This is a genomic window from Streptomyces sp. TLI_105, assembly GCF_900105415.1.
In the GTDB taxonomy this organism is placed as follows: domain Bacteria; phylum Actinomycetota; class Actinomycetes; order Streptomycetales; family Streptomycetaceae; genus Streptomyces.
The window spans coordinates 4,653,499-4,675,480 of sequence record NZ_FNSM01000001.1 but is presented as its reverse complement, the minus strand read 5'-3'; the positions used below and the strand labels follow the sequence as shown (position 1 = coordinate 4,675,480).

Genomic DNA, 21,982 nt, shown 5'->3' with positions numbered 1-21,982 from the left:
CTGAACTGTGGCCCCTCGACACCGCGCTGTCCAGTGGGGACCGGACGACACTGCCGATGGCGACCGCACGGCGCCGTCCGGGGGCTCTGCACGGCACCGCCCGGGGGCACCGCACGGCACCGCCCGGGGGCGTCGCACGGCACCGTGCGACGGGGCCGCAGGAAGCTCCGGAGTTACGCCCCGAAGGCCTTCGACTTCCCCTTGACCGGCTTCGCGCCCGCGAGGAGGTGCGCCGGGACGAGGTCCCGGGCCGGCTCGCTGTACCCGACCGAGACGATCTTGTCGCCGCGGTACGTGAACGAGGTCAGCGAGGCCAGCGTGCACTGACGACGGCGCGGGTCGTGCCAGAGCCGCCGCTTCTCCACGAAGCTGCGGACGATCCAGATCGGCAGCTGGTGGCTGACGCAGACCGCCTCGTGCCCCCGGGCCGCGTCCTTCGCCGCGTCGAGCGCGCCCATCATGCGCACGACCTGCTCGACGTACGGCTCGCCCCAGGACGGCTGGAACGGGTTGGTGAGGTGCTTCCAGTTGCCCGGCTTGCGCAGCGCCCCGTCACCGACGCCGAAGGTCTTGCCCTCGAAGACGTTCGCCGCCTCGATCAGCCGCTCGTCGGTGGCCAGATCCAGACCGTGCGTCTTGGCGATCGGCGTCGCCGTCTCCTGCGCCCGCTCCAGCGGGGAGGAGACGACGTACGTGATGTCCCGGTCGGCCAGCGACTCGGCCACCCGGTCCGCCATCTGCCGGCCCAGCTCGGACAGGTGGTAGCCGGCCCGGCGGCCGTACAGCACGCCGTCGGGGTTGTGGACCTCGCCGTGGCGCATCAGGTGGACGACGGTGATGTCCTCGTCGCTCTTCGAGCGGCTCGTCGCGTCGCTCATGCCGTGGCCTCCGCGGCGGCGCGGGCCGCGGCCGGGAGGGCGGCGGCGATCCGCTCGATCGCCCGGTCGTCGTGCGCGGTCGACACGAACCAGGACTCGAAGGCGGACGGCGGCAGGTACACGCCGTCCGCCAGCATCGAGTGGAAGAAGGCGTTGAAGCGGAACGCCTCCTGCTTCTTCGCGTCGTCGTAGTTCCGCACCTCGTCGGCGGTGAAGAACACCGAGAACATGTTGGACGCGGTCTGCAGGCGGTGTGCCACGCCCTCCTTGGCCAGCGTGCCCGTGACCAGGCCCTGGATCTCCTCGGAGACCGCGTTCACCTTGTCGTACGCGGCCTCGTCGAGCAGCCGCAGCTGCGCGAGCCCGGCGGCGGTCGCGACCGGGTTACCGGAGAGGGTGCCCGCCTGGTAGACCGGACCGGCCGGCGCCAGGTACCCCATGACGTCCGCGCGGCCACCGAACGCGGCCGCCGGGAAGCCGCCGCCCATGACCTTGCCGAAGGTCATCAGGTCGGGCTTCACGCCGTCGACGCCGTACCAGCCGGCCCGCGAGGTGCGGAAACCGGTCATGACCTCGTCGGAGATGTACAGCGCGCCGTTCTCCCGGCACAGGTCCGCGAGGCCCTGGTTGAAGCCGGCCGCCGGCGGGACGACGCCCATGTTGCCGGGCGAGGCCTCGGTGATCACACAGGCGATCTCACCCGGGTGCGCGGCGAACGCCGCCCGCACGGCCTCCAGGTCGTTGTACGGCAGCACGATCGTGTCGCCGGCCTGGGCGCCGGTCACGCCGGGCGTGTCCGGCAGGGCGAAGGTGGCCAGACCGGAACCGGCCGCGGCGAGCAGCGCGTCCACGTGGCCGTGGTAGCAGCCCGCGAACTTGACGACCTTGGCGCGCCCGGTGAAACCGCGGGCGAGGCGGATCGCGGACATCGTGGCCTCCGTGCCGGAGGAGACGAGCCGCACCTGCTCGACCGGCTCGATCCGCGCGACGATCTCCTCGCCGAGCGCGACTTCGCCCTCGCCGGGCGTCCCGAAGGAGGTGCCGCGGGCCACGGCGGCCTGCACGGCGGCGGTGACCTCGGGGTGCGCGTGGCCGAGGATCATCGGTCCCCACGAGCAGACGAGGTCGACGTACTCACGACCGTCCGCGTCGGTGAGGTACGGACCGGAACCGGACACCATGAACCGGGGCGTTCCGCCCACGGCCCGGAAGGCACGCACCGGTGAGTTCACGCCGCCGGGCGTCACGAGGGAAGCGCGGTCGAAAAGCGTCTGTGAGACTGGGGCTTCGTATGAATACGGCACTGTGATCCTGACCTGCGAGAACGACTTCGGGCACGACATCGGGAACGGAGGGACGGCGGTGAGCATCCTGTCTGTTACGCCGAGGCGCTCCCCGTCCGCGTCTGCGAAACTGGGGCGTCATAGGGATGACTCACGGAATCCATGGTGTCAGAGGCCACGGCGTTCTTGCGGACAGGTGTTTCACCGTACGAACGCGGGGGAGGTCACTGACACGATGATCGGGTTGCGCGGCGGGGTCGTGTTGCCGAGAAAAAGCAGTCGGGTGGAGATATGCATCGCGGTGGCGGACCGGGCGAGGGGACGGACGACCTGGGTCCGGAGTCTGCCCGGCGGGGAAGGCACCGGCGCAGGCGATCCGAGGAGCCGACCGCTTCGGAAAACCGGCCGAAGCCGGAGCCCGTCGCGGATTCGGCCCCTACGACCGGGGGCCGGAGCTTGGGGGTGACGTACAAGTACTTCGGCGCGCCGAACAGCGCCACCGCGGCCCAGGTCCCGATCTCGATGCGCCCCGAGGAGCTCGGCGGGGATGAGCTCGGCATGGGCGGCATGTTCACCAAGATCAAGCCCGAGACGATAGCGGCCATGGTCCTGACCGGCATCCAGGGGATGCCCCTGCACAAGGTGCCGCCGCTGGAGCTGGTGGTGCTGCACCCGGACTACGCGGTGGTGAAGCTGCCGATGACCGTGGTCGACCCGCTGCGCGGGATCGGCGAGGAGTCGGTCGGCGCCGCCGCCTTCATCTGGTCGACGGTCCCGGACCGCGGCGGCCCGCGCGACGCCTTCGACGTCTACCGGCTCCTCCACGAGTGGCAGGACTTCTCGGTCCGCCTCCACGAGGCGGGACACCAGCCGTACTGCCTGGTCTGGCCGTGAGCCGGGCGAGGCGCGCGGGAGGTTCGTCGGGACCTTCGCGCGCTTGGCGACGGGCGCGCGGGCGTTTCACCGCATTTTCACCCCTCATAGGTGCTGAAATTAGGACGAATGCTATGGAATGCGCGGAAGTCGCGCCCTGAGGGGAGCCCGTACGCCCTGGTGACTCCCCGTACGAGGAAGGAGCCAGACGCGTGAGCGCAGTACGCATGACCGGCCGGCCCATGCAGATCGGCGAGGTCGCCGCACGGACCGAACTGTCGCTGCGGACCATCCGGCAGTACGAGGACAGCGGCCTGGTCGCCCCGTCCGCGTCCTCGCCGGGCGGCTTCCCCCTCTACACGGACGCGGACGTCTCCCGGCTGATGGTGGTCCGCCGGATGGGCCCCCTCGGTTTCACCCTCGACGAGACCCGCGAGCTCCTCGGCGCCGTGGACCGGCTGTCCGCCGACCGCCCGGGCACGGACACCGAACTCGAACCCGCCGAGCGGGCTGCCCTGGTGACCCGCGTCCGCCGCTACGAGGAGGCCGCGGCGGAACGCGTCGCCGAACTACGGGCCCAGCTCGCCCGTGCCGAGGAGTTCGCCGCCTCCCTCCGCGCCCGCCTCGTATAGGGCCCGGCTTCCGGACCGGGCCCGCTCAGGGGGCCTGTGCGGCCAGGGCCTCGGCGAGGTCGCGGAAGAAGCGGGCGTACGCGGCGGGGCTGGGCGGCGTCTCGGGGTTCCAGGGGGCGAGTCGGACCCCGGAGGGGAGCTCGTACGGCGGGGTCGCGTGCTCCCGGTCGTCGAAGAGGACCAGGTCGGGACGGAGTTCGGCGACCCTGGCCCAGTCGCCGGTGAGCCAGTTGGCCCCGGGCCCGGGCCCGGGGTCGAGCAGCCGCACGCCCAGCCCGGCGAGGTGCGCCAGCTCGGGCCAGGCCTGCGGCCGAGCGAGGTGCACCTGCTCGGCCCCCGCCCCGGAGAGCGCGAGCACGGCGACCCCGGACCTGACGGCGACGCCCCGAAGAAGAGCCTCGGCGGCGGCGAGGTCGACGGCGGGGGTGGGCTCGGCGGGCTCCGCGCCGGAGACGGCGGGGGCGGGGACGGCGGCGGCCTCGGCGCCGGAGACGGCAGGCACGGGCCCGACGGCGGACTCGGCGCCGGAGGCGGATCGCGCCGGCTCGGCGGCGAGGCTCGCCGCCAGGGTGGCGAAGCGGTCGAGGATCGCCGGCAGGGTGAGTTCGCTGCCGACGGAGAGCGCGACGAGCGGGATCCCGAGCCGCTCGGCGACCGTCTCGTCGAGCGCGTACGGGCTCTTGCCGTCATAGGTCACGTCGACGATCACGTCCGGCCGCAGCTCGCTCAGCGCCTCCTCGCCCAAGGCCCGGCCCGGTCCGAGGTACGACACTCCGGCCGCCCGGAGACCACCGGACTTGGCCGGATCGAGCGCCTCGCCGTCGTGCCCGGAGCCGTACACGGCGACCGGCGTCACCCCGAGGTCGAGCAGCGCCGCACCGGCCCGTACGTAGGCGGCGACGCGCAGCGGCACGCGGGCCGCCCCCAGTTCCGTACCCCTGTCGTCCGTGAATCCCCATCCCTCTGTTCCGGACATGCGGCTGCTCCTCCCCGGCCGGAATCTCCCTCGTCCGTCACCTTGGAGGGGTTCCCCGGACCGCACAAGAGGGCCTGTCGCCCGCCGCCGACGGGCCGGGACGGGACTTCGGCACAGGTCCCCCCTGCCGAAAATCCCCCAGGGTGGTGTTAACTGAACGAGTCGGGAGGAAGCGGTAGGAATCACCAGCGCCGTCATGCACGCGCGCGCCACCTGCCGGGGCGCGCCGGATACGGGCGGCCCTCACGCCCTGGAGTGAGCCATGTCCTTGCCCGGCCCGTTCTCGGACCCCCGCGTGATCACGTTCTTCGGCCTGCTCGCCGTCTCGACGGCGGCGTGGCTGACGCTGAGCCTGCGGGCCCGGGCCCGCGCCCGCCGCGAGCCGGCGGACACCCCGCTGGAGCGGGTCTGGCACCCGCAGGAGTCGGTGCCCCTGACGCCCGAGGAAGAGCATGCTTTCGGCCAGGTCGTCTCCCGGCTCTCCCCGGGCCCGGCGGACCGCCTGCGCTGACCGGCCCGGGGCCTCGGGGCCCTGGGGCCCCGGGCCTAGCATGCGGACCATGTCCGCCTCCGCGCCCCGCCCCCGCCGGGACACCCGGGGCATCGTCGACCCCGCCGAACTGCTCTCCCGGGTCCGCTTCCGTCGCCATGTCCCGGCGCCGGAACTGCGGCCGTATCTGGAGCACTACTGGCTGATCGACTGGGAGCTGCCGGAGCCGTACGCGAGCCATCTCGTCCCGCACCCGTCGGTGAACGTCGTCTTCCAGCGGTACGGGCAGCCGGGTGCCCCGGCGGCGGAGGCGAGCGCGTCGGCCGAGGTGTCGGGGGTGGGCCTGGGTCTGTTCACGCAGAAGCTGACGGGGGTGGGCCGGGTCTGTGGGGTGCAGTTCCGCCCGGGCGGCTTCCGGCCCTTCGCGCCCGCGTGGCCGGTGTCGACCTGGACGGGCCGACGGGTGCCGCTGGGGGAGGTCTTCCCGGACGAGCACGTGGACGGGGACGAGGGCATCGGCACTCCGGCGGCCGTACTGTCCCCCGACGACGACCACGCGCGCGTGGCGGCGCTCGACGCCTTCCTCCTGGCGCACGGGCCGGAGCCCGACCCGGCCGCCGGGCAGGCGATGGAGCTGGTGGACCTGATCCGCTCGGACCGCACGGTCCGCAGGGTGTCCCGGCTGGCCGCCGCGAGCGGCCTGTCGGCGCGCTCGCTCCAGCGCCTTTTCGCCGGCCATGTCGGCGTCGGCCCGAAGTGGGTGATCCTGCGCTACCGGTTCCACGAGGCCCTGGAGCGGGCGGAGTCGGCGGCCGAAGCCGACTGGGCCGCGCTCGCCGCCGAGTTGGGGTACAGCGATCAGGCCCATCTCGTAAGGGACTTCACGGCGACGATCGGGGTGCCGCCCACCGCGTACGCCCGCGCGGTGTCAGTGCTCTGACCTACCGTACGGGCATGGACGACGACACCTCATCCGTACGCCTGGAAGCCTGGTCCGAGGGGGACGCCGCCCTGCTGCGCGCCCTGAACGCACCGGAGTTGATGGACCACCTCGGCGGTCCGGAGACCGAGGAGCAGCTCGTCCGGAGACACCGGCGGTACGTGAAGCTGAGCGCCGACGAGACGGGCGCGGGGCGCATGTTCCGGATCGTGCTGCTGCCGGAGGAGGTCGTGGTGGGCAGCATCGGCTTCTGGGGGCAGACCTGGGACGGCGAGCCCGTGTACGAGACGGGTTGGGCGGTGCTGCCGGGCTTCCAGGGCCGGGGCCTGGCGACGGCCGCCACGCGCGCGGTGGTGGCCGAGGCCCGGGCCGCGGGGCTGCACCGCCATCTGCACGCGTTCCCGTCCGCGGACAACGCCGCGTCGAACGCGGTGTGCCGCAAGGCGGGGTTCGAACTGCTCGGCGAGCGGGACTTCGAGTATCCGCCGGGGAACCCGATGCGCTGCAACGACTGGCGGTTCGACCTCGGCTAGGGGGTGTCCGGCATCACGGCGAGGCGCCGTGCCAGGCGTCACGGCCCCGGCCATGATCCGCCGGACAGGCTCTAGCCGGCGTCCGGGGCGGTGAGCGGCCGGGTGAAGTGGAAGGCCACGATGTCGAAGCGCTCCCGCAGGTAGAAGCGGTGGGCGCCGGTGCGGTGGGTGCCGGAGTCGAGGTTGAGCTCGTGGCACCCGGCCGCGCGGGCGTGGCCCTCCAGGTGGGCGATGAGCGCGTGCCCGACGCCGGTGGAGCGGTCGGCGGCGGCGGTCACCAGGTCGTCGACGTAGAGCTTGCGCAGGGAGCTGGTGTTGTCGACGATCCGCCAGCCGGCCGCGCCGACGCAGCGGCCGCCGTCCGTGTAGGCGGCGCTGAACCGCAGCCCCTGGGGGTGCCCGGCCGCGTAGACCTCGCGGAAGAGTTCCGGGGTGAGGTGGGGGCGGAGCTCGCGGAGGACAGGCAGGAGGTCGCTCTCCAGCCGGGAGTCGCCGGGGGCGAGGTCGATGATCTTCATGTCGGGGACGGTACCCCAGGTTTTTTCAGGGTTGACGGACGAGGCACGATCGCGGATATTTATCTGCACAGCGCAGAGAATGCATCACGCAGAGAAACTCGGAGGCCCCTCATGACCGTCCTCGTCACCGGAAGCCGCGGCCGTGTCGCCACCACCCTGCTCGGCCTGCTGGACGCCGCGGGCGTCAAGGCCAGGGCCGGATCCAAGAACCCCGCGGACCTCTCTCCACCGCCGGGCGTGGACACCGTGCGCTGCGATCTCACCGATCCGGCCACTTTCGACACCGCCCTGAAAGGCGTCGACGCCGTCTTCCTGTACGCCGAGGCAGCGCACGTCGGCACCTTCGCCGACCGGGCCCGCGCCGCCGGAGTCGAGCACGTCGTCCTGCTCTCCTCCAGCTCCGTCCTCGCGCCGGACGCCGCGGAGAACGCCATCGCGGCCTCGCACCTCGCGGCCGAGCGCGCCCTGTCGGCCGCCGCGGAGTCCGGCGCCTTCGAGGCCACCCACCTCCAGCCGGGCGCCTTCGCCACCAACGCCCTGCAGTGGGCGCGGGCGCTCAAGGACGGCCACGGCCCGGCGCTGCCGTACCCGCACGCGTACGGCGACCCGATCCACGAGCGGGATGTCGCCGAGGCCGCCTTCGCGGTGCTCACCGAGCCCCGGCTGCGCGGCTCCTCGTACGTGCTGACCGGCCCCGAGTCGCTGGACTTCACCGAGCAGCTGGCGATCCTGGCGGAGGTGACGGGCCGCCCGGCGCCGTACACGACGGTCACGCCCGAGGAGTGGAAGAACTCAGTGGCGGCCTTCGTCCCGGAGCCGTTCGCGGACGCCCTGCTCTCCTACTGGTCCTCCCACGACGGCCGCCCGACCCCCCTGACCAGAACAATCGAAGACCTGACGGGACACGCGCCCCGCACGTTCACCACCTGGGCGGGAGACCACGCGGACGCCTTCCGCCCATGACCCCGTCCCGGGCAATCGTCCCGCCGGGGCGGCACCCACCCTCCCCCGCACCCCCGTTGTGGGCAATCGTTCCGCTGGAGCGAGGGGGGTTCCCCTGCCCGAGCGAAGCCGAGAGCTTGGGGGAGGGTGGGCACAACGGAACGGCGCCCCTTGTCGGCGCCAGAGGATCCCGCGCCTGGCCCCGCATCCCTTCGCGCGCCGCCCTGGAGGTGCGGGGCCCGGCCCAAGGGACCAGGACCCTTGGCCCGGCCGGGGCCGAATTCCCTGGCCGCCACCCAAGCCGCGATGCCATCCTGGTCCCCGTGAACGGACCGCAGATCCAGATCAGCTTCGCCCCCGCCCTCCACCTCTTCGTCCCGGCGGACCGCCGCTCCGGCCGCACCCCCCTGACCACCGACGGCACCTCGTCGCTCGGCCACGTCGTGGAGTCGCTGGGCGTGCCGCTCACCGAGGCCGGCCGGCTCCTGGTGGACGGGCGGCCCGTCGACGCCTCGCACGTCCCCGGCGCGGGCGAGACCGTCGAGGTGGAGGACGTGGTCCGCCCGCAGCCGGTGCCGGGCGCACCGCTCCGGTTCCTGCTGGACGTGCACCTCGGCACGCTGGCCCGACGCCTGCGACTGCTCGGCGTGGACGCGGCGTACGAGAGCGAGGACATCGGCGACCCCGCCCTCGCCGCGCTCTCCGCGCGGGAGCGGCGCGTGATGCTCTCGCGGGACCGCGGTCTGCTGCGCCGCCGCGAACTGTGGGCGGGAGCCTACGTCTACAGCGACCGGCCGGACGACCAACTCCGCGACGTACTGGAGCGGTTCGCCCCGCCACTGGCGCCCTGGACCCGCTGCACGGCGTGCAACGGGGAGCTGAGCGATGCCGACAAGGACACGGTGCGCGAGCGCCTGGAGCAGGGCACCGAGAAGACGTACGACGTGTTCGCCCAGTGTGTGGAGTGCGGCAGGGTCTACTGGCGCGGCGCGCACCACGCGCGCCTGGAGGCGATCGTCTCCGACGCGGTGAGGGAGTTCGGCGGGGCGGCGACCCACTAGAAGACGCCGACCAGAAGACACCCGCCAGAAGAGGCCCGCCAGAAGGCACCGGCCCCCGGCCCTACCCCCCGTCAGCCGAGGTCGCCCCCGCGCAACCGCTCGATCTGCGCGGCACTGACCTCGACGGTGCGCCGCATGTGGGCGATGAGCAGCGCGACCTCGGCGTCGCTGTAGACGTCGAACATCGTGCCCCAGGTGCTGTTGAGCCTCCGCCAGAGGTCGCCGAGCTCCGCCATCCGCTCGGGGACGAGCGCCACCAGGACCCGGCGCCGGTCCTCGGTGTCGCGTTCGCGGGTCACGTAGCCGGAGCGTTCGAGCCGGTCGACGAGGCGGGTGGCGGAGCCGGTGGTGAGTCCGGTGAGCTCGGCGACGCGGCCGGTGGTCACCGGCCCTTCCTCCAGGCTGAGCAGGTTCAGGCACTGCACGTCGGTCGGGTGGAGCCCCAGGTGGTCGGCGACGGCCTGGTTGAACAGGGCGTAGGCGGCCATGTAGCGGCGGGCCTCCCCGTACAGCTCGCTCATGAGCGCCTCGCGCCGGACGGAACTCTTCTGCGTCATGCAGAGATTGTACGAGCCAGACACCTCCGGGGCACGGACCGGGGCGGCCCCGGCGGGGCCCGGCCGCCCAGGGTGTCAGGGCGTCAGGGCGCCTCGGCGGTGAGGTAGCGCTGCACGGTGGGCCCCAGCCAGGCCACGACCTCCTCGGCGGACATCTCGACGGCCGGCGGCAGGCGGAGCACGTACCGGGTGAGGGCCATGCCGAGGATCTGGGACGCGGCGAGCGCCGCCCGGCGCGGGGCGTCCGCCGGGTCGGGGCAGACGCCCCGGGTGACCGGACCGAGCTGCTGGGCGAAGATCGCCTGCATGCGCGCGGCCCCGGCCTCGTTGGTGACCCCCACCCGCAGCATCGCGGTGAGGACCTCGTCGCTCTCCCAGCGCTCCAGGAAGTGCGTGACCAGGACGGCCCCGACGTGCCGCGCGGGCAGGGCGCCCAGCTCGGGGATGTCGATGTCGACCTCGGAGGCGGCGGCGAACAGCCCCTCCTTGTTGCCGTAGTAGCGCATCACCATCGATGGGTCGATCCCGGCGTCGCGGGCGATGGCCCGGATGGTGGCGCGCTCGTATCCGTCGGAGGCGAAGCGCTCGCGGGCGGCCTCCAGGATGGCGGCCCGGGTGGCGTCGGAGCGGCGGACGGTCGTCATGCCAACAACTGTAGGCCAACAGGTGTTGACACGCCATTCGGGCCACCCTAACGTTGCCAACAAGCGTTGACCAACAGTTGTTGGCAAACGGTCGTGGGCACCCTGGAGGCAGCCATGAGCACCACGGACACGGACGTACTCGTCATCGGCGCGGGCCCCACCGGGCTCCTGCTCGCCGGAGACCTCGCCACCGCCGGCATCGACGTCACCCTCGTCGAGCGCCGCCCGCACGGCCTGGGCAACATGACCCGTGCCTTCGGCGTCCACGCCCGGACCCTGGAGCAGCTCGACGCCCGCGGCCTCGCGGACGAACTCCTCACCACCGGCACCACCCTGACCACCGCACGGCTCTTCGGCCGCCTCGATCTGGATCTGACCCGGCTGCCCACCCGCTTCAACCACCTGCTCGTCACCCCGCAGTACGAGGTCGAGCGACTCCTGGAGCGCCGGGCGGTCGCCGCGGGCGTCACCTTCCGGTACGGGACGGAGCTGCGCGGACTGCGCCAGGACGCCGACGGCGTCACCGCGGAGCTCACCGACCCCGACGGCACCCCGCTCGCCCTCCGTGCCCGCTACCTGGTCGGCACGGACGGCGTCCGGAGCTCCGTCCGCACCGCCCTCGGCCTGCCCTTCCCCGGCCGGTCCGTGATCCGCTCCATCGTCCTCGCCGACGTGCGCCTGGCCGAGGAGCCCGCCGACTCGTTCAGCGTCGCCGGCTCCGGAGACACCTTCGCCTTCCTCGCCCCCTTCGGCGACGGCTGGTACCGGGTGATGGGCTGGACCCGCACCCGTCAGGTCGCCGACAGCGAGCCCGTCGACCTCGACGAGGTCCGCGAGATCGCCCGCAAGGCCCTCGGCACGGACTACGGCATGCACGACGCCCGCTGGATCTCCCGCTTCCACAGCGACGAGCGCCAGGCCCCCGCCTATCGTGTCGGCCGCGCCTTCCTCGCCGGAGACGCCGCCCACGTCCACTCCCCCGCCGGCGGCCAGGGCATGAACACCGGCCTCCAGGACGCCGCCAACCTCTCCTGGAAGCTCACCGCCGCGGAGCGCGGCGAGACACCCGACCCCGAGGCCCTCCTCGACAGCTACCAGTCCGAGCGCCACCCCGTCGGCGCCATGGTGCTCCGCAGCAGCGGCACGATCGTCCGCCTCGCGATGGCCCACACCCCACTCACCCGCGCCGCCCGCTCCCTCGCCGCCCGCTTCCTGAACGCCCTCCCGCCCGCCTCGGCCCGCGCCATGGACATGCTCAGCGGCATCGGCATCTCCTATGCCCCCGCGCCGGGCGCCGACCGCCCCTCGGGCCGCCGCGCACCCGACGTCCACCTGCGCGAAGGCCGGCTCTACGAGCTGCTTCGACAGGGCGAGTTCGTCCTGATCGCCCCGGAGGGGGCGGCCCCGGCACTGCCGGCAAGCGCCCCCGCCACCCCGAAGCACCTCGTGCGGGCCACCTGGACGGACCCGGCGAAGAAGGCCGCGGTACTGGTCCGCCCGGACGGATACGTCCACTGGGCAACCCGCTGAAGACCAGACCGGACCCAGAAGACAGACCCAGAAGACGAACCCAGAAAAAAGACCCAGAGAACAGCCTCGGAGAACAGCTTCAGAGAACGGACTCAGAAGACATAGGGATCCCCGGTGGCGAGCACCAGGACACGGTGCCTGTCGTTCCGGGGATTCCGGTCGGCCACCCCGTCCCGCCAGGCCGTGGTGACCTCGACCGTCATCTCGTCCGGGAGGGCCGCGGTCCGCAGGTCGAGCGCCAGCTCACCCACGCCCCCCGCGGCCCGGAGCGCGCCCGTCCGACAGGACACCACCCGGTCACTGCTCCACAGGCAGGCCGGCGGCAGCTCCTGGCCGCCCGCCATGGGCTCGGAGAAGGCGAGCCGGACCGTCGCCTGGGAGACGTCGGAGGGCCCGTGGTTCTCGCTGACCAGCCAGACCCCGACCCTCCCGTCCCAGAGGGACACGTGCCCGTGATGAGACAGATCCGCCTCGGCCCCGCCCGTCACCGGCCCCACAGCGCCGGCACTGCTCCCCACACCCACCACGACAGCCGCGAGAGCGACCCCGAACACACCTTTCCGCAATCTACGCATAACCCCAAAATACCCACGACTCTTCACATATTCTGACAACCCATCAGCCCGCGTGTCCCCTGACGCCCTGCCCCATGCCGATCGCCCGCTCCATCGCCCCGTTCCTCCTCGCCGCCCACGGCGGAGTGTCCGTCGCCGGCTCCCTCGCCTGGGGCATGGCCGCCGACAGCCACCGCCCCGACCTATCCTGACCGGGCGATCGACGTAATCGACCACCTGCGCGAGGAGCACGTCATGACCGGCCCCGGTACCCCCATCGCCGTCATCACCGGAGCAAGCAGCGGAATCGGCGCCGCCACCGCCCGGCAGCTGGCCGCCGCCGGCTACCGCGTGGTCCTCACCGCCCGCCGCAAGGACCGCATCGAAGCCCTCGCCGCCGAGATCAACGAAGCCGGTCACCAGGCCACCGCCTACGCCCTCGACGTCACCGACCGCGCCGCCGTCGACGACTTCGCCACTGCCTTCCGCACCCTCGCCGTCCTCGTCAACAACGCCGGCGGCGCCCTCGGCGCCGACCCCGTCGCCACCGGCGACCCCGAGGACTGGCGCCGGATGTACGAGGTCAACGTCCTCGGCACCCTGAACATGACCCAGGCCCTGCTCCCCGCCCTCACCGAGAGCGGCGACGGCACGGTGGTCGTCCTCTCCTCCACCGCCGGCCACTCCACCTACGAGGGCGGCGCCGGCTACGTCGCAGCCAAGAACGGCGCCCGCGTCCTCGCCGAGACCCTCCGCCTGGAGATCGTCGGCACCCCGGTCCGCGTCATCGAGATCGCCCCCGGCATGGTCAAGACCGACGAGTTCGCCACCACCCGCTTCCGCGGCGACACCGACAAGGCGGCCAAGGTCTACGCCGGCGTCGCCGAACCCCTCACCGCCGACGACGTGGCCGACACCATCACCTGGGCCTGCACCCGCCCCCCGCACGTCAACATCGACCTCCTGGTGGTCCGCCCCCGGGCCCAGGCCTCCAACACCAAGGTCCACCGCGAGCTGTAGAAGAACGCGAGGAGGGGCCGACGCACCGCGTCGGCCCCTCCTCGCTCTCCCGCCGGGAGCGCCTCAGCCCTTCACGCAGATGACCTGCTTCAGCTTGGCGACGACCTCCACCAGGTCCCGCTGCTGCTCGATCACCTTCTCGATCGGCTTGTAGGCGCCCGGGATCTCGTCCACCACGCCGGAGTCCTTCCGGCACTCCACGCCCCGGGTCTGCTCTTCCAGGTCCCGCGTCGAGAAGCGCCGCTTCGCCGCGCTCCGGCTCATCTTCCGGCCGGCGCCGTGCGAGGCGGAGTTGAAGGACGCCGCGTTCCCGAGGCCCTTCACGATGTACGAGCCGGTACCCATCGAGCCCGGGATGATCCCGAAGTCTCCGGAACCCGCCCGGATCGCGCCCTTCCGCGTGACCAGCAGGTCCATGCCCTCGTACCGCTCCTCCGCCACGTAGTTGTGGTGGCAGGAGATCACCGGATCGAAGGTCACCCTGGCCTTGCGGAACTCCCTCCGGACGACCTCCTGGTAGAGCGCCATCATGATCGCGCGGTTGTACTTCGCGTACTCCTGGGCCCAGAAGAGGTCGTGCCGGTAGGCCGCCATCTGCGGGGTGTCCGCGACGAACACCGCGAGGTCACGGTCGACGAGCCCCTGGTTGTGCGGCAGCTTCTGCGCCTCGCCGATGTGGTACTCGGCGAGCTCCTTGCCGATGTTCCGGGACCCGGAGTGCAGCATGAGCCACACCGCACCGGAAGAGTCGATGCAGAATTCGACGAAATGGTTCCCGGACCCGAGCGTTCCCATCTGCTGACCTGCACGTTCGCGACGGAACTTGACCGCGTCGGCGACCCCGTCGAACCGCGACCAGAAGTCCTCCCACCCCGCCGTCGGGAACTGGTACAGCCGCTTCGGATCCACCGCCTCGCGGTGGAGGCCGCGGCCGACCGGGATGGCCTGCTCGATCTTCGAGCGGAGGCGGGAAAGGTCGCCCGGCAGGTCGTTCGCCGTCAGGGAGGTCTTGACCGCCGACATCCCGCAGCCGATGTCCACGCCGACCGCCGCCGGACAGACCGCACCCTGCATCGCGATCACGGACCCGACCGTCGCGCCCTTGCCGTAGTGCACGTCCGGCATCACGGCGAGGCCCTTGATCCACGGCAGCGTCGCCACGTTCTGCAGCTGCTGCATGGCGCCGCCCTCGACCGACGCGGGGTCGGCCCACATCCTGATCGGTACTTTCGCGCCCGGCACCTCTACGTACGACATACTTCCTCGATTCCCCCGAAAAGACTGATAACGCAAAAACCGGAGCCAAAGCCCGTACAGGTGACAGGGGACCGGCATCAACAGCTGCGTGTGCGATAGACATTGTGTCCATCGGCCGGGTTCGCGCGGCAAACAGTTTTCGGGAAAGACTTCGGGTGAAGGGAGCCTGGGACCGTGCAGCGAAAGAGGTACGCACCCGGCCGCACCGGGTCCACGGCTCGCACCGCCGTCGTCCTCGCACTCGGCCTGGGCCTGGGGGCCGGCCTCACCGCGTGCTCCGCCGGCACCCCCGCGGACGACATCGCCGTCGACGCCAAGGCCGGCCAGGCCGCCGCCCCCGTCGCGCCCCCCGGCCGCTACCGCACCCTCTTCGAGCCCTGCGGCGCCGTCCCGCAGGCCACCCTCAAGGACCTGCTGCCGGGCGCCGCCGCGCTGCCCGACGCCGAGCGCGACAAGGCGTACCGGGGCGTCACGGCCGTCACGTACGACACCGACCGGCGCGTCGGCTGCGCGTGGAAGGCCGACACCCCGGACACCTCGCACCGGCTGTCCCTCGACATCGAGCGGGTGGTGTCGTACGACGCGGCCGTCAGCGACGACGACCGGGCGCAGGAGGTGTACGTCCGCAAGCAGCTCGCGGCGGGCATCCCGGTGCCCACGGCGCCGCCCACCACCACGGGGGTCCCGACGACTCCGGCGACGGGCTCCCCCTCCGCCACGGGCGCGCCGGCCGCGGACGCCACCGCCCTGGCGGGCAAGGCGCCGTCGACGGGCGCCACCCCCACCGGCACCCCCACGGGCGCCCCCACCGGAAGCCCTGGCGGCACCTCCACCGGCGCCCCCACGGGTTCCGCGACCCCGGGCGCCGGCTCGACCGCGACCGGTCTGGAGCCCCGCGTCCTCGAGGGCCTGGGGGACGTCGCGTACCTCGACGACGTCCTCAGCACGGTGGGTGCGAACAGCCACCAGCGTGCCGTCAGCGTGGTGTTCCGCACATCGAACGTGATCGTGACGGTCTGGTACCGGGAGCAGACCACGGGTTCCGTCGAGGCCCCCGACAGCGCGGAACTGCAGGAAAAGGCCCGGAATCTGGCCCGGCAGCTCGCCGAGCGGCTTGAGGAGTAGCCGTTCGCATCCGCTCCGTGAGCGGACGGCGACCACGTAACGTGTCGGCGTACCCGTGGCCGTATCCATGGCCGTGCGCCCCCGACTCCGGCCGGCGGGCCGTCGGCCGGACCGTACGACAAGCGACTGAAGGAACCATGCAGCGATCAGCTCCGCGAACGCGTCTCACCCGCATACTCGCCTGCGCCGCCGTCCCGGTGATGCTCGTGGTCGCGGGATGCTCCTCGGACTCCGGCGACTCCGGTGGCTCCGGCAAGACGCAGGGGCAGGACAAGACGACCGCGTCGGCGTCGGCGACCCCGTCGCCCTCGCAGTCGACGAAGACGGTGGAGCCGGCGAGGTTCGCGAAGCTGCCGGAGGTCTGCAAGTCGATCTCGGCGAAGACGACGGCGGTGTTGGTGCCCAAGGCGAAGACGAAGGGCGGCACGCCGGCGGCCTCCAGTGACCTGACAAGCCGTGGCGGCTGCTCGTGGAACGGGCTCGACGACAAGGGCGTGAAGGGCTCGCAGTACCGCTGGCTGGACGTGTCCTTCTACCGGTACGACTCCGATGCCGTGCTCGGCAGCGGTCAGGACCGCGCGCGGGAGAACCTCGCGAAGGAGCTGGCGAAGGTCCAGGAGACGCCGGGCGCGAAGAACCTCCGGACGGTCACGGGGTCGGGCGTCGGGGACGAGGCGAAGACGGTCACGTACCAGCTGCGCAAGACGGACGAGGACTTCGTGTACACGTCGATCCTGGTGCGCACGGGCAATGTGCTGGTCCTGCTGTCGTACAACGGTGCCGGTTACGCGGGTGCCGAGACCCCGTCGGCGAAGACGATCACGAACGGTGCGGGGTCGGCGGTCAAGGAGGCCGTCGCGGCGGTCGCCGCAGCCAACAAGTAGTCACAAACCAGCGCAGAGCGGCACATTCGCGCGGAGCCCGTCCCTCCCCCCGGAGGCCGGGCTTCGCTCACATGTGCCACTCTGTGCGCGCCGGATGTCGAATGACGGGAGGGGTCGCGGGTGGCCGCGATGCAGCTGACACGCACACACCGAATACTCATCGGCCTCGTCATCGGCGGTGCGCTGATCATCGCGGGGATCGGTTTCGCGGGTTCGTACGCCGCCGTGCGCGAGCTCGCCCTGCAGAAGGGCTTCGGCACCTTCTCGTACTTCTTCCCGATCGGCATCGACGCGGGCATCTGTGTGCTGCTCGCTCTGGATCTGCTGCTGACCTGGCTGCGGATCCCGTTCCCGCTGCTGCGTCAGACCGCCTGGGTGCTGACGGCCGCGACGATCGCCTTCAACGGCGCGGCCGCGTGGCCGGACCCGCTGGGTGTGGGCATGCACGCGGTGATCCCGGTGCTGTTCGTGGTGGCCGTGGAGGCGGCGCGGCACGCGGTGGGCCGGATCGCGGACATCACGGCCGACAAGCACATGGAGGGCGTCCGGATCACGCGCTGGCTGCTCTCGCCGGTGCCGACGTTCCGGCTGTGGCGCCGGATGAAGCTGTGGGAGCTCCGCTCGTACGAGCAGGTCATCAAGCTGGAGCAGGAGCGGCTGATCTACCAGGCCCGGCTGCAGGCGCGGTTCGGACGGGGCTGGCGGCGCAAGGCTCCGGTGGAGGCGCTGATGCCGCTGCGGCTGGCCCGGTACGGGGTGCCGCTGGCGGAGACGGCCGCGGCGGGTCTGGCGGCGGCGGGCATCGAACCGGCCGTGCTGCCGCCGGGGTCTCCTCAGCCGGTCCCGGCGCAGCCGGTGCCGCTCGCGCAGGCGCAGCAGCAGCCGGCGGCGCTGCAGGCTCAGCTTCCGGCGCAGGCGCAGGGCCAGGCGCAGGTGCCGGGTCAGGCGCAGGGCCCGGGTGGGCCGGTGAATCACGAGAGCCCGTGGTTCGACGCCCCGCAGGTCTCTCCGGAGGCGTACGAGGGGACGTACAACCCGCAGATCGTGGAGGGCCTCGAACCCATGCCGGTCCCGGTGCCGCAGGGGCCGGAGGACGTGCCTCCGGCGGGGCCCGAGGAGTTCGTGGAGTACCCGGAGTACGTGGAGCAGCCGGAGCAGCCGGTCAACGAGTTCGAGGACGTCGTCTACAAGGTCATGAGCTCGTACGTGCTGGAGCACGAGCGGTTCCCGGCCGAGGCCGAGCTGGCGCAGCTGGTGGCCGAGCAGTACGGCCTTCCGGAGTTCCCGGCGTCCGACATCGATCTGCTGCGGCAGGCGGTGCCGGGTGTGCAGGAGCGGGTCCAGCAGGCGAGGGCCGACGTGGACGCCCCGTAGGGGTACGAGGAACGCATGTGAAAGGGCCGCCGCCCGGATCCTCCGGGCGGCGGCCCTTTCACATGCTCAGGTCAGACGCGCGGGCGCTCCGCGCCCACCGCGAGCAGCAGCGTCGGCGGACGGGGGCCCGCCCCCTCCTCCACGCCGCCCTCGCGCCGCTCGGCCCCGAGGGGGCCTCTCGGGCTTCGCCCGGCTGCGCCGGACTCCGTCCGTCGGACCCACAGCCGCCCCGAAGCCTCTGACCGCTACGCGCCGAGCAGCTTGCGCACCCGCTCCGCGCCCACCGCGAGCAGCAGCGTCGGCAGACGGGGGCCCGTCTCGCGGCTGACGAGGAGCTTGTAGAGCAGGGCGAAGAAGGCACGCTGGGCGAGCTTCAGCTCCGGGGTCGGCTTGGCCTCGGGGTCGAGTCCGGCCATGACCTTCGGGACGCCGTAGACGAGGGTGGTGAGTCCGTCGAGCGACCAGTGGGTGTCGAGGCCCTCCAGGAGGAGGCGGAGCGATTCGCGGCCCTCGTCGTCCAGGGAGCCGAGGAGCTCGGTGTCGGGCTCCTCGCGGACGATGGTGCGCTGGTCGGCCGGGACCTGGTTGGTGATCCAGTTCTCGGCGCGGTCGAGGCGCGGGCGGACCTCGTCGAGGGAGGTGACCGGGTTCTCGGGGTCGAGTTCGGTGAGGATCCGCAGGGTCTGCTCGTCGTGGCCGGCGGTGATGTCCATGACGGAGGCGAGGGTGCGGTACGGGAGCGGGCGCGGGGTGCGCGGCAGCTCGCCGGCGGCCGTGCGGGTGGCACGGGAGTGGGCGGCGGCGTCGGCGGGCAGGACGGAGCCGTCGGCGACCTTGGCCTCCAGCTTGTCCCACTCGTCGTAGAGCCGCTGGATCTCCTGGTCGAAGGCGATCTTGAAGGACTGGTTCGGCCTGCGGCGGGCGTAGAGCCAGCGCAGGATCTGGGGCTCCATGATCTTCAGGGCGTCGGCCGCGGTGGGCACGCCGCCCTTCGAGGAGGACATCTTGGCCATGCCGCTGATGCCGACGAAGGCGTACATGGGGCCGATGGGCTGGACGCCGTCGAAGATGCGGACGATCTGGCCGCCGACCTGGAAGGACGAGCCGGGCGAGGAGTGGTCGACGCCGGAGGGCTCGAAGATGACGCCCTCGTAGGCCCAGCGCATGGGCCAGTCGACCTTCCAGACCAGCTTGCCGCGGTTGAACTCGCTGAGCTTGACGGTCTCGGAGAAGCCGCAGTTCGCGCAGGTGTAGGCGAGCTCGGTGGTGTCGTCGTCGTACGAGGTGACGGTGGTGAGGTCCTTCTCGCACTGCCCGCAGTAGGGCTTGTACGGGAAGTAGCCGGAGGCGCCGCCGGAGCCGTCGTCCTCGGCGGCGGCGCCGGAGCCCTCCTCGGCTTCCAGCTCGGCCTCGTCGAGGGGCTTCTGGGACTGCTTCTTCGGGGCCTTCTTCGTCCGGTACTGGTCGAGGATGGCGTCGATGTCGCCGCGGTGCTTCATCGCGTGCAGGATCTGCTCGCGGTAGGTGCCGGCGGTGTACTGCTCGGTCTGGCTGATCGGGTCGTACTCGACGCCCAGCTCGGCGAGGGACTCGACCATGGCGGCCTTGAAGTGCTCGGCCCAGTTGGGGTGGGGCGAGCCGGCCGGGGCCGGGACGGAGGTCAGCGGCTTGCCGATGTGCTCGGCCCAGGAGGCGTCGATGCCCTCGATGCCGTTCGGCACCTTGCGGTAGCGGTCGTAGTCGTCCCAGGAGATGAGGTGCCGGACCTCGTACCCGCGGCGGCGGACCTCGTCGGCGACCAGGTGCGGGGTCATGACCTCGCGGAGGTTGCCGAGGTGGATGGGGCCGGACGGGGAGAGACCGGAGGCGACGACGACCGGTTTGCCAGGCGCACGTCGCTCCGACTCGGCGATGACCTCGTCCGCGAAACGGGAGACCCAGTCGGTCTCGGTGCTGCTCTGAGCCACGGTCGTACGTCCTTCTTTCTTGAAGCCTCAAAGCCTTACAGCTCTACGTCTGCCATTGTCCCAGACGGAACGACGCGCTCCGAGGTTGTCCACAGGGGGAGAAAACACGTTGCTCTCCCATGGGACACTTGACAAGCGAAATAGACCTGACGAACTCAACAGGAACGGAAGCTCATGGCCTCGGTCCCTTCCCTCGCTTCGACCGTGCAGCAGCGCCTCGCGGACGGCCTCTCGGCGGCTCTGCCGGACGCCGCGTCCGCCGACCCGCTGCTGCGACGAAGCGACCGGGCCGACTTCCAGGCCAACGGCATCCTGGCGCTGGCCAAGCAGCTCAAGGGCAACCCGCGCGAGCTGGCGACGAAGGTCGTCGAGGCGATCCCGGCCAACGACGTCCTGAAGGAGATCGAGGTCTCGGGCCCCGGCTTCCTGAACATCACGGTGACGGACGCGGCGATCGTCGACACCCTCGCGGCCCGTGCGGCGGAGGCGCGTCTCGGCGTGCCGTTCAACGAGTCGGCGGGCACGACGGTCATCGACTACGCCCAGCCGAACGTGGCCAAGGAGATGCACGTCGGTCACCTGCGGTCCGCCGTGATCGGCGCGGCGATGGTCGAGATCCTGGAGTTCACCGGCGAGACGGTGGTCCGGCGCCACCACATCGGCGACTGGGGCACCCAGTTCGGCATGCTCATCCAGTACCTGATCGAGCACCCCCACGAGCTGGACCACTCGTCGGAGGCCGAGGTCTCCGGCGAGGAGGCCATGTCGAACCTGAACCGGCTGTACAAGGCCTCGCGCGCCCTGTTCGACTCGGACGAGGCGTTCAAGACGCGGGCCCGCGCGCGCGTGGTCGACCTGCAGGCCGGGGACGAAGAGACGCTCGCGCTCTGGCAGCGGTTCGTCGACGAGTCGAAGATCTACTTCTACTCGGTCTTCGACAAGCTGGACATGGACATCCGGGACGGCGACGTCGTCGGCGAGTCCGGGTACAACGACATGCTGGTGGAGACCTGCCGCATCCTGGAGGAGTCGGGCGTCGCGGTCCGCTCCGAAGGCGCGCTGTGCGTGTTCTTCGACGACGTGAAGGGCCCGGACGGCAACCCGACGCCGCTGATCGTGCAGAAGTCCGACGGCGGCTTCGGCTACGCGGCGACGGACCTGTCGGCGATCCGGGACCGGGTGCAGAACCTGAAGGCGACCTCCCTGCTGTACGTGGTGGACGCCCGTCAGTCGCTGCACTTCAAGATGGTCTTCGAGACGGCCCGCCGGGCCGGCTGGCTGAACGACGAGGTGAAGGCCGTCCAGCTGGCCTTCGGCACGGTCCTGGGCAAGGACGGCAAGCCGTTCAAGACCCGTGAGGGCGAGACGGTCCGGCTGGTGGATCTGCTGGACGAGGCGGTGGACCGGGCGACGGCGGTCGTCCGCGAGAAGGCCGAGAAAGTGGGCCTGACCGAGACGGAGATCGTCGAGAACGGCCAGTACGTCGGCATCGGAGCGGTGAAGTACGCCGACCTGTCGACGTCCGCGGCGCGTGACTACAAGTTCGACCTGGACCAGATGGTGTCGCTGAACGGCGACACGTCGGTGTACCTCCAGTACGCGTACGCCCGTATCAAGTCGATCTTCGGCAAGGCGGGCGACCGCACCCCTGTCGCCCACCCGGAGCTGGAGCTCGCTCCGGCGGAGCGCGCGCTCGGCCTGCACCTGGACCAGTTCGCCGAGACGGTGTCCGAAGCGGCCACGGAGTACGCGCCGCACAAGCTCACCGCGTACCTGTACCAGCTCGCCTCGCTGTACACGACGTTCTACGACCAGTGCCCGGTCATCAAGCCGGAACCGGCGAAGGAGGTCGCGGAGAACCGCCTCTTCCTCTGTGACCTGACGGCCCGCACGCTCCACCAGGGCATGGCCCTGCTGGGGATCCGGACGCCCGAGCGCCTCTGA

At 71.7% G+C, this 21,982-nt stretch carries 22 protein-coding genes; 13 read left to right on the top strand and 9 right to left on the bottom strand.

Annotation, left to right across the window (positions count from 1 at the left end; translation table 11 throughout):
* Positions 1-173: 173 nt before the first annotated feature.
* Positions 174-878, bottom strand: a complete 705-nt coding sequence (locus BLW86_RS21435) for a histidine phosphatase family protein (RefSeq protein ID WP_093875527.1) — start codon at positions 876-878, stop codon at positions 174-176.
* Entirely contained in the window at positions 875-2,221 is a 1,347-nt protein-coding gene (gene hemL / locus BLW86_RS21430) for a glutamate-1-semialdehyde 2,1-aminomutase (RefSeq protein ID WP_093878788.1), read from the bottom strand. Before hemL ends, BLW86_RS21435 begins: the two co-directional genes overlap by 4 nt.
* Before the next feature lie 231 nt (positions 2,222-2,452).
* Here hemL and BLW86_RS21425 point away from each other — a divergent pair, with 231 nt between their 5' ends.
* Together BLW86_RS21425 and BLW86_RS21420 are read left to right on the top strand one after the other, a co-directional pair.
* Positions 2,453-3,055 carry a hypothetical protein gene (locus BLW86_RS21425; RefSeq protein ID WP_093875526.1) on the top strand — a complete coding sequence of 201 codons (603 nt, stop codon included), beginning with the start codon at positions 2,453-2,455 and terminating at the stop codon, positions 3,053-3,055.
* 206 nt (positions 3,056-3,261) lie between these two features.
* Positions 3,262-3,666, top strand: coding sequence for a MerR family transcriptional regulator (locus BLW86_RS21420; protein WP_093875525.1), 405 nt, complete (start codon positions 3,262-3,264; stop codon positions 3,664-3,666).
* A gap of 25 nt (positions 3,667-3,691) precedes the next feature.
* Here BLW86_RS21420 and BLW86_RS21415 read toward each other — a convergent pair whose 3' ends face one another.
* A complete protein-coding gene (locus BLW86_RS21415; protein WP_093875524.1) occupies positions 3,692-4,642 on the bottom strand; it encodes a substrate-binding domain-containing protein in 951 nt (316 codons plus the stop codon).
* Between the two features lie 262 nt (positions 4,643-4,904).
* Between BLW86_RS21415 and BLW86_RS21410 the strand changes: the two genes are divergently transcribed.
* From BLW86_RS21410 to BLW86_RS21400, 3 genes are read left to right on the top strand one after another with little or no spacing between them, the layout of a single operon-like run.
* Positions 4,905-5,153, top strand: a complete 249-nt coding sequence (locus tag BLW86_RS21410) for a hypothetical protein (RefSeq protein WP_093875523.1) — start codon at positions 4,905-4,907, stop codon at positions 5,151-5,153.
* A 49-nt stretch (positions 5,154-5,202) separates the two neighbouring features.
* Entirely contained in the window at positions 5,203-6,072 is an 870-nt protein-coding gene (locus BLW86_RS21405) for an AraC family transcriptional regulator (RefSeq protein ID WP_093875522.1), read from the top strand.
* Positions 6,073-6,086: 14 nt separating this feature from the next.
* Positions 6,087-6,605 (top strand): GNAT family N-acetyltransferase, encoded by a 519-nt coding sequence (locus BLW86_RS21400; RefSeq protein WP_093875521.1) that lies wholly within the window; start codon positions 6,087-6,089, stop codon positions 6,603-6,605.
* Between the two features lie 71 nt (positions 6,606-6,676).
* Here BLW86_RS21400 and BLW86_RS21395 read toward each other — a convergent pair whose 3' ends face one another.
* A complete protein-coding gene (locus BLW86_RS21395) occupies positions 6,677-7,123 on the bottom strand; it encodes a GNAT family N-acetyltransferase (RefSeq protein WP_093875520.1) in 447 nt (148 codons plus the stop codon).
* A gap of 111 nt (positions 7,124-7,234) precedes the next feature.
* On the opposite strand from BLW86_RS21395, the gene BLW86_RS21390 reads away from it, so the two are divergent.
* Together BLW86_RS21390 and BLW86_RS21385 are read left to right on the top strand one after the other, a co-directional pair.
* Positions 7,235-8,086 (top strand): NmrA family NAD(P)-binding protein, encoded by an 852-nt coding sequence (locus BLW86_RS21390; protein ID WP_093875519.1) that lies wholly within the window; start codon positions 7,235-7,237, stop codon positions 8,084-8,086.
* 302 nt (positions 8,087-8,388) lie between these two features.
* On the top strand, positions 8,389-9,126 hold the full coding sequence (locus BLW86_RS21385; protein WP_093875518.1) for a Mut7-C RNAse domain-containing protein: 738 nt from the start codon (positions 8,389-8,391) through the stop codon (positions 9,124-9,126).
* Between the two features lie 71 nt (positions 9,127-9,197).
* Here the strand turns inward: BLW86_RS21385 and BLW86_RS21380 are convergent, their stop codons facing one another.
* Together BLW86_RS21380 and BLW86_RS21375 are read right to left on the bottom strand one after the other, a co-directional pair.
* Positions 9,198-9,683 carry a MarR family winged helix-turn-helix transcriptional regulator gene (locus tag BLW86_RS21380; RefSeq protein ID WP_093875517.1) on the bottom strand — a complete coding sequence of 162 codons (486 nt, stop codon included), beginning with the start codon at positions 9,681-9,683 and terminating at the stop codon, positions 9,198-9,200.
* Positions 9,684-9,766: 83 nt separating this feature from the next.
* Positions 9,767-10,327, bottom strand: coding sequence for a TetR/AcrR family transcriptional regulator (locus tag BLW86_RS21375; protein WP_093875516.1), 561 nt, complete (start codon positions 10,325-10,327; stop codon positions 9,767-9,769).
* Positions 10,328-10,441: 114 nt separating this feature from the next.
* Between BLW86_RS21375 and BLW86_RS21370 the strand changes: the two genes are divergently transcribed.
* Positions 10,442-11,857: an FAD-dependent oxidoreductase gene (locus BLW86_RS21370; RefSeq protein ID WP_093875515.1), complete on the top strand. Its 1,416-nt coding sequence runs from the start codon at positions 10,442-10,444 to the stop codon at positions 11,855-11,857.
* 92 nt (positions 11,858-11,949) lie between these two features.
* Here BLW86_RS21370 and BLW86_RS21365 read toward each other — a convergent pair whose 3' ends face one another.
* Positions 11,950-12,303, bottom strand: a complete 354-nt coding sequence (locus BLW86_RS21365; protein WP_256341381.1) for a hypothetical protein — start codon at positions 12,301-12,303, stop codon at positions 11,950-11,952.
* Between the two features lie 363 nt (positions 12,304-12,666).
* Here BLW86_RS21365 and BLW86_RS21360 point away from each other — a divergent pair, with 363 nt between their 5' ends.
* On the top strand, positions 12,667-13,431 hold the full coding sequence (locus tag BLW86_RS21360; RefSeq protein WP_093875513.1) for an SDR family NAD(P)-dependent oxidoreductase: 765 nt from the start codon (positions 12,667-12,669) through the stop codon (positions 13,429-13,431).
* A gap of 63 nt (positions 13,432-13,494) precedes the next feature.
* Here BLW86_RS21360 and BLW86_RS21355 read toward each other — a convergent pair whose 3' ends face one another.
* Positions 13,495-14,688, bottom strand: a complete 1,194-nt coding sequence (locus tag BLW86_RS21355) for an RtcB family protein (protein WP_093875512.1) — start codon at positions 14,686-14,688, stop codon at positions 13,495-13,497.
* A 174-nt stretch (positions 14,689-14,862) separates the two neighbouring features.
* On the opposite strand from BLW86_RS21355, the gene BLW86_RS21350 reads away from it, so the two are divergent.
* From BLW86_RS21350 to BLW86_RS21340, 3 genes are all read left to right on the top strand, one after another.
* Positions 14,863-15,813 (top strand): hypothetical protein, encoded by a 951-nt coding sequence (locus tag BLW86_RS21350; RefSeq protein ID WP_093875511.1) that lies wholly within the window; start codon positions 14,863-14,865, stop codon positions 15,811-15,813.
* A gap of 137 nt (positions 15,814-15,950) precedes the next feature.
* Positions 15,951-16,697 carry a DUF3558 domain-containing protein gene (locus BLW86_RS21345; RefSeq protein WP_093875510.1) on the top strand — a complete coding sequence of 249 codons (747 nt, stop codon included), beginning with the start codon at positions 15,951-15,953 and terminating at the stop codon, positions 16,695-16,697.
* Positions 16,698-16,817: 120 nt separating this feature from the next.
* A complete protein-coding gene (locus tag BLW86_RS21340) occupies positions 16,818-18,071 on the top strand; it encodes a DUF2637 domain-containing protein (protein WP_093875509.1) in 1,254 nt (417 codons plus the stop codon).
* A gap of 245 nt (positions 18,072-18,316) precedes the next feature.
* Here BLW86_RS21340 and lysS read toward each other — a convergent pair whose 3' ends face one another.
* A complete protein-coding gene (gene lysS / locus BLW86_RS21335; RefSeq protein ID WP_093875508.1) occupies positions 18,317-20,038 on the bottom strand; it encodes a lysine--tRNA ligase in 1,722 nt (573 codons plus the stop codon).
* A 174-nt stretch (positions 20,039-20,212) separates the two neighbouring features.
* Here lysS and argS point away from each other — a divergent pair, with 174 nt between their 5' ends.
* Complete coding sequence (argS, locus tag BLW86_RS21330) at positions 20,213-21,982, top strand: arginine--tRNA ligase (protein WP_093875507.1); 1,770 nt, start codon at positions 20,213-20,215, stop codon at positions 21,980-21,982.

Excerpts from the sequence above, each read along its gene's own strand:
- BLW86_RS21435 (WP_093875527.1), bottom strand. The coding sequence starts at position 878 with ATGAGCGACGCGACGAGCCGCTCGAAGAGCGACGAGGACATCACCGTC.
- hemL (WP_093878788.1), bottom strand. The coding sequence starts at position 2,221 with ATGTCGTGCCCGAAGTCGTTCTCGCAGGTCAGGATCACAGTGCCGTAT.
- BLW86_RS21425 (WP_093875526.1), top strand. The coding sequence starts at position 2,453 with ATGCATCGCGGTGGCGGACCGGGCGAGGGGACGGACGACCTGGGTCCG.
- BLW86_RS21420 (WP_093875525.1), top strand. The coding sequence starts at position 3,262 with ATGACCGGCCGGCCCATGCAGATCGGCGAGGTCGCCGCACGGACCGAA.
- BLW86_RS21415 (WP_093875524.1), bottom strand. The coding sequence starts at position 4,642 with ATGTCCGGAACAGAGGGATGGGGATTCACGGACGACAGGGGTACGGAA.
- BLW86_RS21410 (WP_093875523.1), top strand. The coding sequence starts at position 4,905 with ATGTCCTTGCCCGGCCCGTTCTCGGACCCCCGCGTGATCACGTTCTTC.
- BLW86_RS21405 (WP_093875522.1), top strand. The coding sequence starts at position 5,203 with ATGTCCGCCTCCGCGCCCCGCCCCCGCCGGGACACCCGGGGCATCGTC.
- BLW86_RS21400 (WP_093875521.1), top strand. The coding sequence starts at position 6,087 with ATGGACGACGACACCTCATCCGTACGCCTGGAAGCCTGGTCCGAGGGG.
- BLW86_RS21395 (WP_093875520.1), bottom strand. The coding sequence starts at position 7,123 with ATGAAGATCATCGACCTCGCCCCCGGCGACTCCCGGCTGGAGAGCGAC.
- BLW86_RS21390 (WP_093875519.1), top strand. The coding sequence starts at position 7,235 with ATGACCGTCCTCGTCACCGGAAGCCGCGGCCGTGTCGCCACCACCCTG.
- BLW86_RS21380 (WP_093875517.1), bottom strand. The coding sequence starts at position 9,683 with ATGACGCAGAAGAGTTCCGTCCGGCGCGAGGCGCTCATGAGCGAGCTG.
- BLW86_RS21375 (WP_093875516.1), bottom strand. The coding sequence starts at position 10,327 with ATGACGACCGTCCGCCGCTCCGACGCCACCCGGGCCGCCATCCTGGAG.
- BLW86_RS21370 (WP_093875515.1), top strand. The coding sequence starts at position 10,442 with ATGAGCACCACGGACACGGACGTACTCGTCATCGGCGCGGGCCCCACC.
- BLW86_RS21360 (WP_093875513.1), top strand. The coding sequence starts at position 12,667 with ATGACCGGCCCCGGTACCCCCATCGCCGTCATCACCGGAGCAAGCAGC.
- BLW86_RS21355 (WP_093875512.1), bottom strand. The coding sequence starts at position 14,688 with ATGTCGTACGTAGAGGTGCCGGGCGCGAAAGTACCGATCAGGATGTGG.
- BLW86_RS21345 (WP_093875510.1), top strand. The coding sequence starts at position 15,951 with ATGCAGCGATCAGCTCCGCGAACGCGTCTCACCCGCATACTCGCCTGC.
- argS (WP_093875507.1), top strand. The coding sequence starts at position 20,213 with ATGGCCTCGGTCCCTTCCCTCGCTTCGACCGTGCAGCAGCGCCTCGCG.